Origin of the sequence: Brevibacterium antiquum CNRZ 918 (genome assembly GCF_900169145.1) — a bacterium.
Classification (GTDB): domain Bacteria; phylum Actinomycetota; class Actinomycetes; order Actinomycetales; family Brevibacteriaceae; genus Brevibacterium; species Brevibacterium koreense.
Genome location: NZ_FXZD01000001.1, coordinates 461739 through 478032, shown reverse-complemented (window position 1 = coordinate 478032; position 16294 = coordinate 461739). Strand labels below are relative to the sequence as shown.

16 protein-coding genes and 2 tRNA genes are annotated in these 16294 nt (G+C 61.6%); 9 read left to right on the top strand and 9 right to left on the bottom strand.

Annotation, left to right across the window (positions count from 1 at the left end; all coding sequences use genetic code 11):
- Positions 1-11: 11 nt before the first annotated feature.
- The 5 genes from BANT918_RS02155 to aceE form a co-directional block, all read right to left on the bottom strand.
- Positions 12-263 (bottom strand): acyl carrier protein, encoded by a 252-nt coding sequence (locus tag BANT918_RS02155; RefSeq protein WP_009882400.1) that lies wholly within the window; start codon positions 261-263, stop codon positions 12-14.
- 118 nt (positions 264-381) lie between these two features.
- Positions 382-1383: a beta-ketoacyl-ACP synthase III gene (locus BANT918_RS02150; RefSeq protein WP_101618746.1), complete on the bottom strand. Its 1002-nt coding sequence runs from the start codon at positions 1381-1383 to the stop codon at positions 382-384.
- A 19-nt stretch (positions 1384-1402) separates the two neighbouring features.
- On the bottom strand, positions 1403-2308 hold the full coding sequence (locus tag BANT918_RS02145; RefSeq protein ID WP_101618745.1) for an ACP S-malonyltransferase: 906 nt from the start codon (positions 2306-2308) through the stop codon (positions 1403-1405).
- A gap of 55 nt (positions 2309-2363) precedes the next feature.
- Complete coding sequence (locus tag BANT918_RS02140; RefSeq protein WP_101618744.1) at positions 2364-3563, bottom strand: PucR family transcriptional regulator; 1200 nt, start codon at positions 3561-3563, stop codon at positions 2364-2366.
- A 140-nt stretch (positions 3564-3703) separates the two neighbouring features.
- A complete protein-coding gene (aceE, locus tag BANT918_RS02135) occupies positions 3704-6466 on the bottom strand; it encodes a pyruvate dehydrogenase (acetyl-transferring), homodimeric type (RefSeq protein WP_101618743.1) in 2763 nt (920 codons plus the stop codon).
- A gap of 262 nt (positions 6467-6728) precedes the next feature.
- On the opposite strand from aceE, the gene BANT918_RS02130 reads away from it, so the two are divergent.
- From BANT918_RS02130 to BANT918_RS02120, 3 genes are read left to right on the top strand one after another with little or no spacing between them, the layout of a single operon-like run.
- Positions 6729-7172 (top strand): DUF3052 domain-containing protein, encoded by a 444-nt coding sequence (locus BANT918_RS02130; RefSeq protein WP_233429428.1) that lies wholly within the window; start codon positions 6729-6731, stop codon positions 7170-7172.
- Positions 7169-7639, top strand: a complete 471-nt coding sequence (locus BANT918_RS02125; RefSeq protein WP_101618741.1) for a redoxin domain-containing protein — start codon at positions 7169-7171, stop codon at positions 7637-7639. The genes BANT918_RS02130 and BANT918_RS02125 overlap by 4 nt, the downstream gene beginning before the upstream one ends.
- 39 nt (positions 7640-7678) lie before the next feature.
- Positions 7679-8083, top strand: coding sequence for an HIT family protein (locus BANT918_RS02120; protein WP_101618740.1), 405 nt, complete (start codon positions 7679-7681; stop codon positions 8081-8083).
- Positions 8084-8493: 410 nt separating this feature from the next.
- Here BANT918_RS02120 and BANT918_RS02110 read toward each other — a convergent pair whose 3' ends face one another.
- Complete coding sequence (locus BANT918_RS02110; RefSeq protein WP_101618738.1) at positions 8494-9675, bottom strand: trans-sulfuration enzyme family protein; 1182 nt, start codon at positions 9673-9675, stop codon at positions 8494-8496.
- 109 nt (positions 9676-9784) lie between these two features.
- Here BANT918_RS02110 and BANT918_RS02105 point away from each other — a divergent pair, with 109 nt between their 5' ends.
- Positions 9785-10261, top strand: a complete 477-nt coding sequence (locus tag BANT918_RS02105; RefSeq protein WP_101618737.1) for an Lrp/AsnC family transcriptional regulator — start codon at positions 9785-9787, stop codon at positions 10259-10261.
- A 131-nt stretch (positions 10262-10392) separates the two neighbouring features.
- Here BANT918_RS02105 and BANT918_RS02100 read toward each other — a convergent pair whose 3' ends face one another.
- Complete coding sequence (locus tag BANT918_RS02100; RefSeq protein ID WP_233429427.1) at positions 10393-10983, bottom strand: DUF2249 domain-containing protein; 591 nt, start codon at positions 10981-10983, stop codon at positions 10393-10395.
- 223 nt (positions 10984-11206) lie between these two features.
- On the opposite strand from BANT918_RS02100, the gene BANT918_RS02090 reads away from it, so the two are divergent.
- The 3 genes from BANT918_RS02090 (at position 11207) to BANT918_RS02080 (ending at position 13394) form a co-directional block, all read left to right on the top strand.
- Complete coding sequence (locus tag BANT918_RS02090; RefSeq protein ID WP_101618734.1) at positions 11207-11554, top strand: cupin domain-containing protein; 348 nt, start codon at positions 11207-11209, stop codon at positions 11552-11554.
- A gap of 105 nt (positions 11555-11659) precedes the next feature.
- Entirely contained in the window at positions 11660-12580 is a 921-nt protein-coding gene (locus tag BANT918_RS02085) for a patatin-like phospholipase family protein (protein WP_167389352.1), read from the top strand.
- A gap of 127 nt (positions 12581-12707) precedes the next feature.
- On the top strand, positions 12708-13394 hold the full coding sequence (locus BANT918_RS02080; RefSeq protein WP_101618732.1) for a hypothetical protein: 687 nt from the start codon (positions 12708-12710) through the stop codon (positions 13392-13394).
- Between the two features lie 182 nt (positions 13395-13576).
- Here the strand turns inward: BANT918_RS02080 and BANT918_RS02075 are convergent.
- Positions 13577-13650: transfer RNA gene (locus BANT918_RS02075), tRNA-Pro, on the bottom strand.
- Positions 13651-13732: 82 nt separating this feature from the next.
- On the opposite strand from BANT918_RS02075, the gene BANT918_RS02070 reads away from it, so the two are divergent.
- On the top strand, positions 13733-14227 hold the full coding sequence (locus BANT918_RS02070; protein WP_101618731.1) for a TetR family transcriptional regulator: 495 nt from the start codon (positions 13733-13735) through the stop codon (positions 14225-14227).
- A gap of 73 nt (positions 14228-14300) precedes the next feature.
- Positions 14301-14377, top strand: a tRNA-Val gene (locus tag BANT918_RS02065).
- 368 nt (positions 14378-14745) lie between these two features.
- On the opposite strand, the gene BANT918_RS02060 is transcribed toward BANT918_RS02065, so the two are convergent.
- Positions 14746-16137, bottom strand: a complete 1392-nt coding sequence (locus BANT918_RS02060) for a uracil-xanthine permease family protein (RefSeq protein WP_267892057.1) — start codon at positions 16135-16137, stop codon at positions 14746-14748.
- Between the last annotated feature and the right edge of the window lie 157 nt (positions 16138-16294).

Genomic DNA, 16294 nt, shown 5'->3' with positions numbered 1-16294 from the left:
CGGCTAGTTTCTCAGGCCTCTTGAGCCTTGTTGATGTAGTCAACAGCGTCCTGGACGGTGACGAGGTCTTTGACGTCGTCATCCGGAATCTTCACGCCGAACTTCTTCTCCGCGTTGACGACGATGGTCATCATCGAGATGGAGTCGATGTCGAGGTCATCGGTGAAAGACTTGTTGGCCTCGACTGCTTCCACAGCCAAACCGGTTTCTTCGTTGACGATCTCTGCCAGTCCAGCGAGGACTTCAGCTTCGGTGAATGCCATTACTTTCCTACTTTCTAGTGTCAGCCGAGGGTTGGTCGACTGGTTGAGGAACTTTTCGACGAGTGTCCCGCCGAATATCTTAGGACATTCACGGAGAGTTTTCCGTGAATGAACCCGTTTAAGGGAGACGGATCACTTGTGCACCGAAGACCAGACCGGCTCCGAAACCGATCTGCAGTGCCAATCCTCCGCTGAGTTCGGGCTGTTCGCGCAGCAGACGCTCGGTGGCCAAGGGAATCGACGCCGAGGAGGTGTTGCCGTTGTCTGCGATATCTCGAGCGATGACGACTGATTCGGGCAGCTTGAGCTGCTTGGCCAGTTCGTCGATGATGCGCATATTCGCCTGATGGGGGATGAAGGCAGCCAGGTCAGAGGCTTCGATGCCGGATTCGGCAAGGGCCTCCTTGGCCACTTCGGCACCATCCCAGACGGCCCAACGGAAGACGGTCGGCCCGTCCTGGCGAAGGGTCGGGAATGGGGTCTCGCGGTCGTCGCGGACGTCATAGAGGGACTCGGTCATACGGATCGTCGACCAGTTCTCACCCTTCGAACCCCAGACGGTCTTCGAGATGCCCGGCTCGTCGGAGGACGAGACGACGACAGCGCCGGCTCCGTCACCGAGGATGAAGGAGATCGAACGATCCTCCGGGTCGATGACCTCGGAGAGCTTCTCAGCGCCGATTACCAGGATGTTGTCCATGGCTCCGGAGCGGACCAGTGCGTCGGCCTGTCCGATGCCGTAGCAGTAGCCGGCGCATGCGGCGCTGATGTCCCAGGCCGGGATGTGGCCGGTTCCCAGGCGATCGGTCAGTGCCGCTGCCGCTGACGGTGTGAAGTACTCGAAGGTGACGGTGGCGATGATGATGCCGCCGATGTCCTCGGGTTTGAGTCCGGAGGAAGCGATCGCTTCAAGCGCGGCCTCCTCGCACATATCGAGGACACCGACGTCCTTGCTGGCACGACGGCGGGTGATGATGCCGGTGCGCTGTTGGATCCACTCATCGGAGGAGTTGATGGGTCCGGCGATGTCGTCGTTGGTGACGAGGTTTTCGGCGCGGTAGGCGCCGATGCCCGTGATCTTGGAGAAGCTTCCGGGCTCTGCGGTCTTCAGTGTTGGCATGGTGGTCTTCCTTTGATGATCAGGCGTGGGCCGCGGCGAACTCACGCGCCCCGTCGAGGTCTGCGGCGGACTTGATGGCGAATGTTTCCACGCCCTTCATGGCGCGTCGTGCAATGCCGGTGAGAGTTCCACCGGGGACGAGTTCGATCATTCCGGTGATTCCTGCGTTCAGCAGGGTCTCCTGGCACAGGTCCCAGCGGACCGGGTTGGTGACCTGTTTGACAAGGCGGTCAACATAGTTCTGACCGCTGCTGATGACTGTTCCATCGGAGTTGCTCAGAATATAGGAGGCAGGATCTGCGATCTCAAGTGCCGAGGCGGTGGCAGCCAGTTCCTTCGTCGCTGAAGCCATGTATTCGGTGTGGAAGGCACCAGCCACGGGCAGAGCGATGACGCGTGCCCTCTCCGGCGGATTCTCTGCCAGCTTCTCCAGATCCTCCAGCGATCCCGCTGCCACCGTCTGTCCGCCGCCATTGACGTTGGCGGGGCTGGCGCCGGCTGCTTCGATGGCAGACAGAACATCGCTGGGTTCGCCACCCACGACGGCTGACATGCCTGTGGGTGTCTGAGCCGCGGCAGCGGCCATACCGGTTCCGCGCACTGCGACGAAGCGCATAGCGTCGGCTGGCGAGAACACACCGGCGATCTGTGCGGCAGCGATCTCGCCGACCGAGTGCCCGGCGACATAGTCAGCCCGGACTCCGAGCTCAGCGGCGCATGCGATAGCTGAGGCGACGAGCAGCGGCTGCGCCAGTGCTGTGTCCTTGATGGTCTCGTCATCCGATTCGGTTCCGTGCAGTCGCAGGTCGATCCCGGATGCAGAGGAAAGTTCGTCGATCTGTGCGGCGAAGGCGTCCAGTTCCAGGAAGGAACTCAGAAAGCCCGACTTCTGGGCCCCTTGGCCCGGGCACGTGATTGCTAGCACTCAGTTCTCTTTTCGCTCGACTTCTGTGTTCAATCTAGTGGATGGATCTTTCGGATCAGTGTGTTTTGTCGGTGTTCGACAATTGCCCCGCATCTGACAGTCGCCCGTACACCAACGCGATATGGATGACGAATGCGTCGCGGGAGATCGTCGGATCGAGTGTGATCGCCGAGGTGATCTTCCGGAGCCGATATCTCACTGTGTTCGGGTGGACGGAGAGCGCCTTGGCCGTGGCTTCCAGGGATGACCCGAATTCGACGTAGGCGCTGACCGTTTTGAGCAGCTGCCCGGTTCCCGAGGTCAGCGGTTCGTAATAGCGGCTGATGAGTTCGCTCAGAGCGACGGTGTCGCCGGCCAGAGCGCGTTCAGGCAGGAGCTCTTCCGCTTTGACAGGGCGGGGTGAGTCGGGACGGGCGGTGGCGGCCTTGAGCGCCATGATCGCTGCCTTCGCCGAGGTGGCGGCCTCTGCCAGGCTGGGAACGCTGGGTCCGACAATGACTTCGGAGGGGCCGAAGCACTCGGAGAGATCCTCAACGGCGCTATCGAGTTCGGTGGCACCACCGAGGACGATGAGCAGACGGTTGTCGTGGATGCCGACGAGGGCGTCATCAGCCCAATTGCGGGCCTTGCGGCGGATGACGTCGAGGCCGCGCTTAGCCGACCTCTGCGGGGCCCGACCGACGAGGACGCTGACAGGGCCCTCGGACTGCCAGCCGAAGGCAGCAGTGCGGCTGGCCAGCTCATCGACGGAGTCGCCGCGGACCAGAGCATCGACGACCATCGCTTCTAAGCGGGCGTCCCAGCTGCCCCTGGCCTCAGCCGCGCGGGCATAGACATCTGCGGCGGCGAAGGCAATCTCACGGGAGTAGACGAGAACGGCTTCCCGCAGAGCAGGCTGCTCGACCGCACGAGCAATGTCGGGCACCCTCTCCTCAACGACTTCGACGACGATCTTGAGCAGCTGGAGGGTCTGCTGGAGGCTGATTGCGCGGATGAGGTCGCGGGGGGCGGATTTGAATATCTCACTGACGACTCGAAGATCCGTATCGGGTTTGCGGTACCAGTCGATGAAGGACGAGATGCCCGACTGGGCCAACAGCCCGACCCAGGATCGGTCAGAGGGAGACATGCTGCGGTACCAGGGGAGCCGAGCTTCGAGTCTCTGCAGGGTCACAGTGGAGAGGACCCCCACTCCCGCCCGGAGACGGCGTGCCGTCTCTGCACGGCGCCGGAGCGTTTCGGCGTCAGTTGTCATAGGCACCACTTTAAACGCTTCGCTACAATTCGCTTGTACGCGACACACAAGTGTTTGTCAGTTGAGACAAGTATGGCCGGATTCTTGGAGACTCCGGCCATACTCAGTGTGGTGCCATCTCAGCGCCTAGTGCGCTGTGATCAGGCGCCGGCGCCCTCGGTCGAGCCCGAGGTGCCCGCTGTGACGTCGTCGAGCTGGTACTTCCGCGCTGCCTCAGCGGCTTTGTCGATCGAGATCGCTCCGGTGTCGGCCAGGGAGATCAGTGCCTGTGTCACGACCGAGGGGCCGTCGACGTGGTAGTAGCGGCGAGCGGCCGGACGGGTGTCCGAGATCGCGTAGCCGTCGGTGCCCAGTGACGTGAAGTGGCTGGGCACATACTGGCGGATCTGATCCGGAACCGCGCGCATGAAGTCCGAAGTCGCCACGACAGGTCCCTCGACCTCCGCCATCTTCTGGGTCACGTACGGCACGCGTGCGTCGGCATCGGGATTGAGCAGCCGGTCATCTTCGGCGCTTAGGCCGTCGCGACGCAACTCGGTCCACGAAGTCACCGACCACACATCGGCCGACACGCCCCAGTCCTCGGCCAGCAGCTCCTGCGCTTCAAGGATCCACGGGACGCCGACGCCGGAGGCCATGAGCTGGACCTTCGGGCCGCCGTTGTCCGGGCCCTTCGACAGGAGGTACATGCCTTTGAGCACTCCGTCGACGTCGAGGTTTTCTGGTTCAGGGGGCTGGACCATCGGCTCGTTGTACATTGTCAGGTAGTACATGACATTGGGGTCACGCTCATCGGCCGGATCGTACATGCGGTGGATGCCGTCACGGACGATGCGGGCGATCTCGTAGGTATAGGCAGGATCGTAGGACACGATCGACGGATAGGTCGATGCCAGCAGATGCGAATGACCGTCACCATGCTGAAGCCCCTCAGCCACCAGGGTTGTCCGGCCAGCGGTGGCACCGAGGACGAACCCGCGGGCCATCTGGTCGCCTGCCGCCCAGAAGAAGTCACCACTGCGCTGGAATCCGAACATCGAGTAGAAGATGTAGAACGGGATCATCGGCTCACCGTGCGTGGCATAGGAGGTGCCGACAGCGGTCAGCGCTGCGGTGGCGCCTGCCTCGTTGATGCCCATATGGAGCAGCTGGCCATCAGTGGCCTCTTTGTAGGCGAGGAAGAGATCACGGTCGACCGAAATGTAGTTCTGGCCGTGCGGGTTGTAGATCTTCGCCGTCGGGAAGAGCGAGTCCATGCCGAAGGTACGGGCCTCGTCGGGGATGATCGGCACAATGCGCTTGCCGAACTCCTTCTCACGCATCAGGTCTTTGAGTACCCGGACGAAGCCCATGGTGGTGGCGATCGTCTGCTTGCCCGATCCGCGCTTGCCGGCATCGAAGGCCTTGTCGGAGGGCAGCTTGAGATCGATGTGGGTGCTGCGCCGTTCGGGGGAGTATCCACCGAGCGCAGCACGGCGCTCCTGCATGTACTTGACCTCCGGGGCGTCCTGCCCGGGGTGATAGTACGGCGGGAGCTTCGGATCGGCCTCGAGGTCCTTGTCAGAGATCGGGATCTGGAAGTGATCACGCGCCAGCTTGAGGTCGTCGATCGTCATCTTCTTCATCTGGTGCGTCGCATTGCGGGCCTCGAAGTGAGGTCCCAGCGAGTAGCCCTTGACGGTCTTGACCAGGATGACAGTCGGCTGGCCGGTGTGCTCGGCCGCAGCCTTGTAGGCAGCGAATACCTTCCGGTAATCGTGACCTCCGCGCTTGAGGTTCCAGATCTTCTCGTCGCTGTAGTCCTCAACCATGGCCTTCGTGCGGGGATCGCGACCGAAGAAGTTGTCACGGACGAATCCGCCGGACTCGCCTTTGTAGGTCTGGTAGTCGCCGTCCGGAGTGGCGTTCATGAGGTTGACCAGTGCGCCGTCCCGGTCCTTGCCCAGCAGGGCGTCCCATTCGCGACCCCAGACGACCTTGATGACGTTCCATCCGGCGCCACGGAAGTAGGCTTCGAGCTCCTGGATGATTTTGCCATTGCCGCGGACAGGTCCGTCGAGGCGCTGCAGGTTGCAGTTGATGACGAAGTTGAGGTTGTCGAGTTCTTCGAAGGCGGCGACATGCAGCATGCCGCGGCTCTCAGGCTCGTCCATCTCACCATCGCCGAGGAATGCCCAGGTCTGCTGCTGAGAGGTGTCCTTGATGCCCCGATTGTGCAGGTATTTGTCGAACTGCGCCTGCGCGATCGCATTCACCGGCCCCAGGCCCATCGACACCGTCGGGTGCTCCCAGAAGTCGGGGAGCTGATGCGGGTGCGGGTAGGAGGGCAGTCCGCTGGGCTTGCCGTTGATCTGGTGGGACTGCTGCTGACGGAATCCGTCGAGGTCCTGTTCGCTCATCCGGCCTTCGAGGTAGGCGCGAGCATACATGCCGGGGGAGGCGTGGCCCTGATAGAAGATGTGGTCGCCGCCGCCAGGATGATCCTTGCCGCGGAAGAAGTGGTTGAGTCCGATTTCGTAGAGTGTGGCCGACGAGGCGTAGGTCGAGATATGTCCGCCGACTTCGACTCCGGGCCGCTGGGCACGGTGGACGAGCATCGCGGCATTCCAGCGGTTCCAGCGCCGATAGCGGCGCTCGACCTCTTCGTCGCCGGGGAACCACGGTTCGTTCTCGGCGCCGATCGTGTTCACATAGTCGGTGGCTGTCAGGCTGGGCACGCCGATCTGCTTCTCTCGCGAACGCTGGAGCATCCGCAGCATGACGTAACGTGCGCGTGAGCGCCCACCCTCGTCAATGAGGCCGTCCAGCGATGCCAGCCACTCCTCAGTCTCTTCGGGATCGATGTCGGGCACCTGGCTGGGCAGCCCATTGAGTATCGGTCCGCCCTGTTTCCGATTGTCCACGGTGTGGTCCTCTCTTCCGCTCCACGATCTCCGTTGGTGTCGAGATCCGGGTGATCGAGTGGAATGGAAGTTCAAATTATGAATGAGCCCAGGGTCCACCAGATACTTCCTCCAGCCTAGTCCTCCGGCGCGAACTTCGCTGGGCCGAAATCTTGTGATCTCGATGACGAGTTCATGGTATTCGATGCCCTTTGACGTGGATTGCATCGCCTCGGCGCGCCGCCATTTGCGCCTTCGGCACACTTGACGGAACAATAAGGGCATGAGTAACTCCTCTTCTGAAAGGACATCTTCCACGTCGACCCTCCCCAGCGAGCTGGGCCAGAACCTTGGTTTGGCTGCGGGAGACTATGTGCAAGAAATCGGCTACGACGATGACGTCGACTTGGACCTGTGCCAGGCGATCGAAAACATCATCGGTGACAAGATCGCGGACGGTGATGAAGACGGTGTCTTCGATGTCATTCTGATGTGGTGGCGCTCCGACGACGACGACCTCATTGATGGTCTCGTCGACGCGCAGGCCACGTTGAAGGAAGGCGGGGCCGTCTGGCTTCTGTCTCCCAAGGCAAGTCGGCCCGGCCACATCAGCCCGGCCGACATTTCTGAGGCAGCTCCCACAGCTGGTATGCACGTGACCTCGACGGTCAGCGCGGCTGAGTACTGGGCAGGCTTCCGTTTGGTGGGCAAGAAGAACCATTCATGATCCTTCGGCCCGGAGATCGGGCCCCTGATTTCGCCGTATCTGATCAACTCGGCTCCACGCTCCACCTCGCCGAGGCTCTCCGTCGTTCGACTGTCATCCTCGTCTTCTTCCCGTTCGCATTCTCACCCGTGTGCGGCGACGAGATCCGAGCACTCGAAGACCTCAGGCAGGTGCTGCAGGCGAATGCTGAACCGATTGAGATCATCGGCATGACCGTCGACTCAAAGTACACGCTTGCCGCGTGGTCGGAAGTTCGCGAGGTCGCCCTTGACCTTGGTGCTGACTTCTGGCCACACGGCGAGGTGGCAAAATCCTACGGAGTCTTCGACGCAGACCATGGGGTGGCCGAACGCGGAGTCTTCGTCATCTCCCGAACGGGTACGATCGTGACCAGTCGTCAGGCAGCACGAACCGAGACGCGTGACTTCTCCGTTGACGTCGCTCATGCGCGATCAGTCTGCGGCTGAGTCACTGTGATCATCGGGTAACAACGGGAGGAATGAAACATGGCCACCATCTTCACCAAGATCATCAATGGGGACATTCCGGGAACTTTCGTCTACCAGGACGATGTGTGCGTTGCATTCCTCGATGTGTCACCGCTGACCGAGGGCCACACGATGGTCGTGCCCCGGGACGAGATCTCGCACTGGATCGACGCAGACCAGGCACTGTTGGACCATCTCATGGCCGTCAGTCGCAAGGTCGGACGTGCCCAGCAGGAGGCGTTCGGCTGTGAGCGCATCGGCGTGATGATCCAGGGCTATGAGGTCCCGCACCTGCACATCCATGTCTGGCCGACGAACACGATCGCCGACTTCGACATCTCGGACCGTGCTGAAATGCAGACCCCTGAACAGCTGACAGGGCCCGCAGAGAAGATTCGGCGAGCCCTAAAACAGCAGTCGTGAAGCATCCCATTGACCGCTGAGGTCCTTCGCTCGATAAGTTCTGATCAGTCGCTGCGATCCTTGACCTGGTCGAAACAGGACCTGAGCGAATCTCGGACGAGGAGTGCACCCTCAAGGCCACCCTCATTGACTCTGAACTGCCGATCGATGGCATATGCCTCGGACAGACCGCATACATAGTCGCCGGCGTCACCAGGCGGCTCATTCCTCGGAGCCCCCGGGATGGCACTTGGCAATTGAACGTGACGGCGGGCCGGATGGATCCTGGCATTCTCGAGATTCGGCGTCTGCTCCCGCCTCGGCGATTCGGTTCAACGACATTCTGAGTTCATCGAGTACGAGGATGCGCTGCCGGTGTTCTGCAGCGCATCCTCGTCCCCGTCATCCGCGACGGGCCGACACTGCGCAGGTCAGGCAGCGGCCCTGCTGGCGTCGAGGGCTGCTACCAGATCGTCGGCGAGGTCATCGACGTGCTCGAGTCCCACCGAGAGTCGAATCAGACCATCTCCTGGCTTGGCCGTGGCCGCGACAGGTCGGTGAGTCAGCGATGCAGGGTGCTGAATGAGCGTGTCGGCTCCGCCCAGGGACACCGCGTGGACGACGAGACTGCAGTGTTCGACGAAGCTGCGTGCTGCGTCGAATCCACCTGCGAGCTCCAGCGCGATCATCGCGCCGCCTCCCGACATCTGGCGGCCGAGCAGTCCGCGTGGATCCTGCCCGTCCAGGCCCGGGTAGTGGACCGCGGCGATCGCCGGGTGTGCCGCCAGACGCTCGGCCAGCTCACCGGCGGTCGACTGTGCGGCGCGCATGCGAACGCCCAGTGTACGCAGTCCCCGGTGGAGAAGGTAGGCGCCCATGGGGTGCAGCAGTGCTCCCGTGATCGCTCGGACCTGTCGCAGTCGCATCGCCCACTCGGAGGTGGTGGCGATGATCCCACCCATGGCGTCACCATGGCCGCCCAGGTACTTTGTTGCGCTGTGGAGGACCAGCGCGACGCCGTGGTCGATGGGCTGTTGGAGCACCGGGGTGCAGAAGGTGTTGTCCACGAGCACTGGGACGTCACCTGCGGCAGCGACAACGCTCTCCAGGTCGACGAGGTCGAGGCTCGGGTTGGCCGGAGTCTCGACGATGACGAGTCCGGTGTCGTCTTGGATCGCGGAGGCGATGTCAGCCTCCTCCGCCCAGGTGACAGTGGTACCCAGCAGCCCCGATTCGAGCAGGTGGTCACTGCCGCCGTAGAGCGGGCGTACGGCAACGATGTGTGGCGTTCCGGCACTGACGGCAGCGAGGAGCGCCGCAGTCATGGCGGCCATACCCGTGGCGAAGGCGACTGCCTCGTCGGCGTGTTCGAGTTCGGCCAGGGCGGTCTCGAAGCGTGCGACACCGGGCTGCCAGAGGCGCTGGTAAACGGCCGAGTCGCCGTCCTTGAGCGGGTGGCCGGTGGCAAGCCATTCGTAGGAATCGCCGCCGGTGGCGACATCGTTGACGGGGTTGGTTGTAGAGAGATCGATCGCCGGAACGTGGACGCCCGCTTCGGTGAGGCCTTCCATTCCGCCGTGGACCATGAGCGTATCTGGGTGCATTGAGTTCATACGAGCAGTTAAGCCATTCCTGCAACACACTGCAAACTATCGTCACGAATCTGCGAAATTCCTCGATCTGGTCGAAGATTCTTGACCACCGTCTGCCAGACTGTGAGTCATGTCGCAGAAAATAGAACTCGATGATGTCGATCGGAAGCTGCTCAAGGCCCTCAGTGATGATGCTCGCGCCTCCGGGACTGCACTGGCGTCGGCGGTGGGCATCTCAGAATCCACCGTCTCCCTGAGACTCAAACGCCTGAAGACACTGGGCGTGATCAGAGGGTTCAGAGTCGACATCGATGCTGCGGCCGTGGGCATTCCGCTGCAGGCGCTGATCTCCATCCGTTTGGCCAAACACGACCGCGCAGAGATCGATGCCTTCACTGCCGCGGCCCCACGGTTTCCCGGTGTCGTGAGGATGTATCACATGGCCGGAGCCGATGACTATCTGCTCCACATAGTCGCCAGCGACACCGAGGCTGTGCAGTCCTTCGTCCTCGACTATCTCACCAGGTACCCGGCAGTCGCCCATACCAGGACAAATCTCATCTACAGGGTTCAGGACGGCGAGGCGTGGATCCCCACGGAGCCGTGATGCCCGTGCCTCGTGTCCACGCGCAGGGTAGGAGATCTTTGATGCAGGTGGCAATGTACACTCAGCCCGTCGGTATCGATCCTCACATGTGGGGTCCGTGTCTTGGGACGCGGCCGGCCAACCGGTCGAGGTCAGCTCCGGCTCGTGATCGTCAGGCCCTGCTTGCGTTGATGCACGGAGAGGTATCGCAGACCCCGCGCCTCGTCGGCGAGGAAGCGCCGACGAGAGAGTCGAGGCAGCCAGACGATCTGTCCGGGGGCAAGCGAGATCGTGGAGAGCTCGGTCTCCAGTGTTCCACTCCCACCGAGGATGTGGATGAGTACGTCGAGGGCGGGCCCCGTGTGTTCGCGGATCTCTCCACCCGGTGCCAGAGCGATGACATTGGCATCGAGATCACGCTGCTGGGGTTCCAGCCGCCAGACGGACCCCGATGACTCAGGGACCTCGGCGAGGTCGTTGGCATCGACGAGCACGCGCGGCATCGGAGTTGCTGCTCGTTTGCTGATGCGAATCCGGACGTCCTCATCTTCACTGGCCAGTGGTTCCCAGCCGAGGGTCTCGCCGAGTTCCGACTCCATCTGGTGCTTGAGAGGGCTCGGTTCGTGATCGTTGATGAGGGTCAGCCCCGCGTCGACTTCAAGCTTCCTGTAGGCATTGAGGATGAGCGTGTGGCGCTGGGACTTCGGTATGCTTCGAACATCGATGACGGGTTCGTCGCCCACATTCCTCCTTCGGAGCAGATTCCATTTCCGGCATGTCTAAACTAGCACCATGAGTTCCCAGTCTTGGCCCGAGCGATCATGTACTGCGGGTGCGGCCCTCCTCTCGCGATCAACAGGGTGGTCGAGCTGCTGGAGGACGTGAGCTTGGCATCCGATCAGGCTGATCTGCAGAGCCGGCAATGTTGCCGGACACACATCACCCACCAACGAAAAGGGACCGAACATGGCTGACAATTCAACCGCCCACAACCTCGGGGGCCTGGCTGCGGAACTCCTGGTCAAGGCGAAAGCTGCTCGCAGCGGTCGCAGTGCACAAGGTGTTTATGGCGGCAAATACCTCAAACAGGCTCTACTGGCCCTGACATCAGGCTCCCAACTGGCCGAACACGAAGCTCCGCCCGAGGCCACCCTGCAGGTCGTTCGGGGTCGTCTCACACTGTCGACTCGTGACGAGTCCTGGGAGCTTGCGGCCGGTGACTTGATGGCCATACCCCCGCAGCGGCACTCGGTGACAGCGATCGAGGACTCGGCGTTTCTGCTGACGATCAGAATGGATGTCAACGGCGAATAGACACGAGCTATGGTATTCGGGCTCTCCACCTGGATCCCTTGACAGGTTCCGTGCCATCATGGCATGAACAGTTCCTGTCCAGTGCAGGAAGCAGGAGGTTGTCGCATGGGAATCGAATTGCCCCGGCCGGTGGGCTTTGTCCTTGGCGGAGGCGGCAGCTTAGGGGCAGTGCAGGTGGGCATGTTGCGCGCCCTGACTAAGCACAGCATCACGCCCGATGGAATCACGGGAACCTCGGTGGGTGCGCTGAACGGAGCGATGCTCGCCAGTTTCGAAGACGGACTGGAACGCCTCGAGACAGCGTGGGTGGGGATCAAACAAGACGATATCTTCCCCGACAACCTGCTTGAGATGATTTGGCGGCTCGGCCGTTCCCGCACGCACGCAGTAGAGAATGCTCCGCTCCGGAGCATGATCGAGAAGACAATCGCGCACGAGCGATTCGAACAGCTGCCGATTCCCCTCCGCGTGGTCACGCTTGACCTGCTCACCGGCACTGAGGTCGTGTTCAAGGCCGGACCCCTTACACCTGCGCTGCTCGCCACTGCTGCAATTCCAGGCGTGTTTCCAGCGGTCAACATTGACGGGCAGGAGCTCGTCGACGGCGGCATCGTGTCCAATGTGCCGGTCAAGCAGGCTCTTGCGGCCGGTGCTGCCTCACTCGTGGTGCTCGACACCACGGTGCCGGCTGACCCCGACCACCTGTCCACAGGTCGAGGGGCCCGAGTCAGAGACGTCTTGGCCCGAGTGACAGAGATCCAGTTCCGCGCCCAGTTGCTCGCCTCACTGCCGAGTGTCGCCGCCGAGGTGCCTGTGCTCTATCTGCCACCACCGACTCCGCGAACTGTGTCACCAGTCGATTTCACACAGTCGGACGCACTCATCGAAGATGCATACGATGTCGCGGACAGATTCCTCAGCAGCATTGTGGTCGACGGTGCAGGAATCTACGGCGATCCCTACACTCGGTACGTGGTGGGTCGCGCCAATAGAAGGTTGGACGCAGCAACGGATATTGAGACTTAGACAATCGAAGTCTTGGTCTGCAGTCGGACCAGACTCCGAAGCCAGGCCCGCATCGGAACCGCACACCCACTCGGACTGAGGCTGACGGCCCATACGACCGATCCGCCTCCGACAGTACTATTGCTTCATGACTGACGACGAGACGCGTGCGAATACAGGCGATGCAGCATCGAAAGACGAGTCCAAGCGCAAACCCGTGTCTACTGCGGTGCTGTTGAGTGCGCTCGGTATCGGGTTCATCGTGCTGCGCATGTTCGCCGTGTCCGGGTATGACTGGGAGACTGCATTCCTCGTGAGCACTACGCTCAGCCTGGACGACGGTTTGGCCCTTGTCTTCGGATCCCTGATGTCGGGGTACTTGCTGACGGCTTTCCTTCTGATGCTGGTCCTGCCGATGATCTTCGCCGCGTACTTGTGGGGTCAGCGGCGACATCGTCCGGTAGTGATGCTGCTCCTCGTACTCGGACTTGTCGCGCTCTTCGCACTCGCGTTCAGCTTCGGGTTCTGGTGGCTTCCGGTGGCATCGGCTGGAGTCTTCGGGGTGTATGCGCTGATTCGGATTCTGCCCAGTCCGAATAGTGTGCGACGCGGATTCATGGCCGTCCTGGCTAATATGCGGTGGGTCGTAGGGGTAGCCGTTCTGCTGCTCGCGGCGCTTGTGGGAACACCCTGGGTTCCACATGAAGTCATTGAGACCAAAACTGGAACTGTCAAAGGCTATGTGCTCAGCGTCGATTCAGGTTTCTTGAATGTGCTCACTGATGAACATGAGTTCCTCATCGTGCTGAGCAGTACGGTTCTCTCTCGCACCTAGAAGTCGTCGATATGTGAAGTCCTCCGGCACGGATCCGGTCCGCCCGCTGCACAGCGACCAGGGAGATGATGTCGAATCCGACAGAGACGTGAAACGTGCACGATGTCGTGAGACAGGTCCGGGCCAGAAATGAGAAATGTGCCGCGACATCGAGTGAACGACGTCGCGACACATCACAACGGTCGGGATAGCGGGATTCGAACCCACGACCTCCTCGTCCCGAACGAGGCGCGCTACCAAGCTGCGCTATATCCCGTGACCAGCCACTACTATAGCGAGGGTAGCGCGAATCGAAAAATCGGCGCCCCCGATTTTCCGCAAATGGAAGGAAAGACTCATTGGCACTCACTGCCGAGAGCATCACAACGACTGCTCTTGAAATTCTCTCCCGCTACGGCTTGGGTGATCTCTCGATGCGCAGACTCGCGCGTGAACTCGACGTGCAGCCCTCCGCTCTCTACTGGCATGTCAAAGACAAGCAGGAGCTCTTCGTTCTCATCGCCAAAAGAATGAATGCCGAGGTCAACACCCGGTGCCCGTCTTCGTCCGATCCGCTGGCTGCGGCCATGGCCCTGCGAGAGATCCTCCTCAGCTACCGCGACGGCGCCGAAATCATGTTGCTCGGCTACTCGATCGACCCGAGCGAGGTGACGCCTGCGGCATTGAATGTCGAGGCGCTGGGGGAGACCACTTCGCATGGCGTGATGGAACATGCACTGGGCGCCGTGACGATCGAACAGAATCGCGGTCTGTTCGGCATCGAGTCCGCTGACGCAGGGGAGCACTTCGCCGCCAATGCTGGAAGATTTCTGGGAAGGTGTGCGCAGCATTGAGCAATTCGTCTGCTCGCCTGCCTTATGGCATACTGGTCGAGCACGTTCGGGCACAGTCTTCGGACCTGCAGTGGGGCCTATAGCTCAGTTGGCTAGAGCATCTCGCTTACACCGAGAGGGTCGGGGGTTCAAGTCCCTCTGGGCCCACCAGACAGGACACCTCGTTCAACGGGGTGTCTTTTCTCTGGTCAAAACCCCGCCGCTTCACCATGGGGCACCAACGTCACGAGCCCTGTTCAGGATGCCAGGCCGATCGCAGAGCTGATATGCCCAGTCCCCGATGTCGTTGAGGAGACAGCACTCTCCTGCCGGGAGTACCTCTCGAACTCCGAAGTCGCGATTAGGGCTGATGTCGACAGTATCGGTAATCGAACTCTCGATTGTGAAGCCCACTTGCACAGTCCGAGACCAGCTGGAGCCACATCAACCGTGATGGTGGTGGAGATCTGATGAGCGCGTGCCAGGCCCGGATTCTCATCATTCGGGCCAAGGCCCGCGTGGTGCCGAACAGACAGCTCTCAGAGTGACGCGGGCGGGATTCGGCCCTCGATCTCAGGGCAGGTTTCGACGGGATCGTCCTGGTCGGTGCCGCGCCATTTCGCGATGCCGCGCATGACCTGATAGATGATGATCGCCGAGGCTGAGCCAAGTGCAATGCCTTCGAACTGAAGGTCACCAGGCGTCCAGGTGAAGTTGGCTATCGCGACGATGAGTGCCACCGCAGCGGTGTTGAGGTTGATGGGATTGGAGAAGTCGACCTTGTTCTCCACCCAGATGCGCACGCCCAGCATGCCGATCATCCCGTAGAGCACGGTCGCGGCTCCGCCGAGGACCCCTGGTGGGATGGTGGCGATGATCTCCCCGAATTTCGGCAACAGACTCAAGATCAGGGCGATGACGCCTGCACACAGGTAGGCGGCCGTTGAGAAGATCCGAGTCGCTGCCATGACACCGATGTTCTCCGCATAGGTCGTTGTTCCCGAACCCCCGCCGGACCCGGCGAGGATCGTGGAGAAGCCATCGGCGAACAGCGTGCGGCCCGTGATCGAATCGAGGTCACGTCCGGTCATCGCCGACACGGATTTCACATGTCCGATGTTCTCAGCGATGAGGACGAAGACGACCGGGAGGAAGAGCCCCAGATAGCCCAAGTCGAATGCGGGAGCGTGGAAGGCGGGCAGCCCCACCCAGTCGGCCTCGCCGACGGTCGAGAAGTCGATCTGCCCCTGCAACCATGCGGCACCGTAGCCGACGAGGACACCGATGAGGATGGACAGTCGGCCGAGCATTCCGCGAAACAGCACACTGGTGAGCAGGATGGTGACAATAGTGATGACCGCGGTCAGCGGAGCTTCCTTCACCCAGTCCCAGGCTGCGGGGGCCAGATTGAGCCCGATGAGAGCGACGATGGCACCGGTGACAACCGGTGGCATCGTGACTTCGATCCACCGCACTCCGGCGAAGTGCACGACGATCCCCACCAGCGCGAGACTCACGCCGACGGAGATGATCCCGCCCTGTGCCAACGCCATGGCATGGGAGTCCAGATCCTCGCCCGAGGTGGCCGCGAATCCGGTGACGGCACCGATGGGCGCCAACAGTCCGAAGGATGACCCCAGATATGAGGGCATCATGCCCTTTGTGATGAGGAGGAAGAGCAGGGTCCCGATGGCAGTGAAGAACAGTGTTGTCGAGGGCGGAAAACCGGTCAGCAGCGGCACGAGAAATGTCGCTCCGAACATGGCGACCACGTGCTGAGCTCCGATTCCCACTGTCCGTGGCCAGCTCAGACGTTCCTCAGGCAGAACGGTCTCACCAGGACGGATCGTCTTTCCATCCCCGTGCTGTCTCCAGCCGGCCTTGTCGTCGAAGGGACTGGACGCAGGTGTCGCCTTGCTGGGGGATGCCACCACTGTCTCCTCATCCGCCTGCCCGAAGGCGACGGTGTCTGTTCGTCACGCGTTCACTGCCGAGAGCAGTCTATGCGCTTTCCCCCACCCGGCATGAGCCGATGCGGCGAGTCCTGATACGCTATTGAACACCGTTCAGGAGCGAGCGTGCGCACCG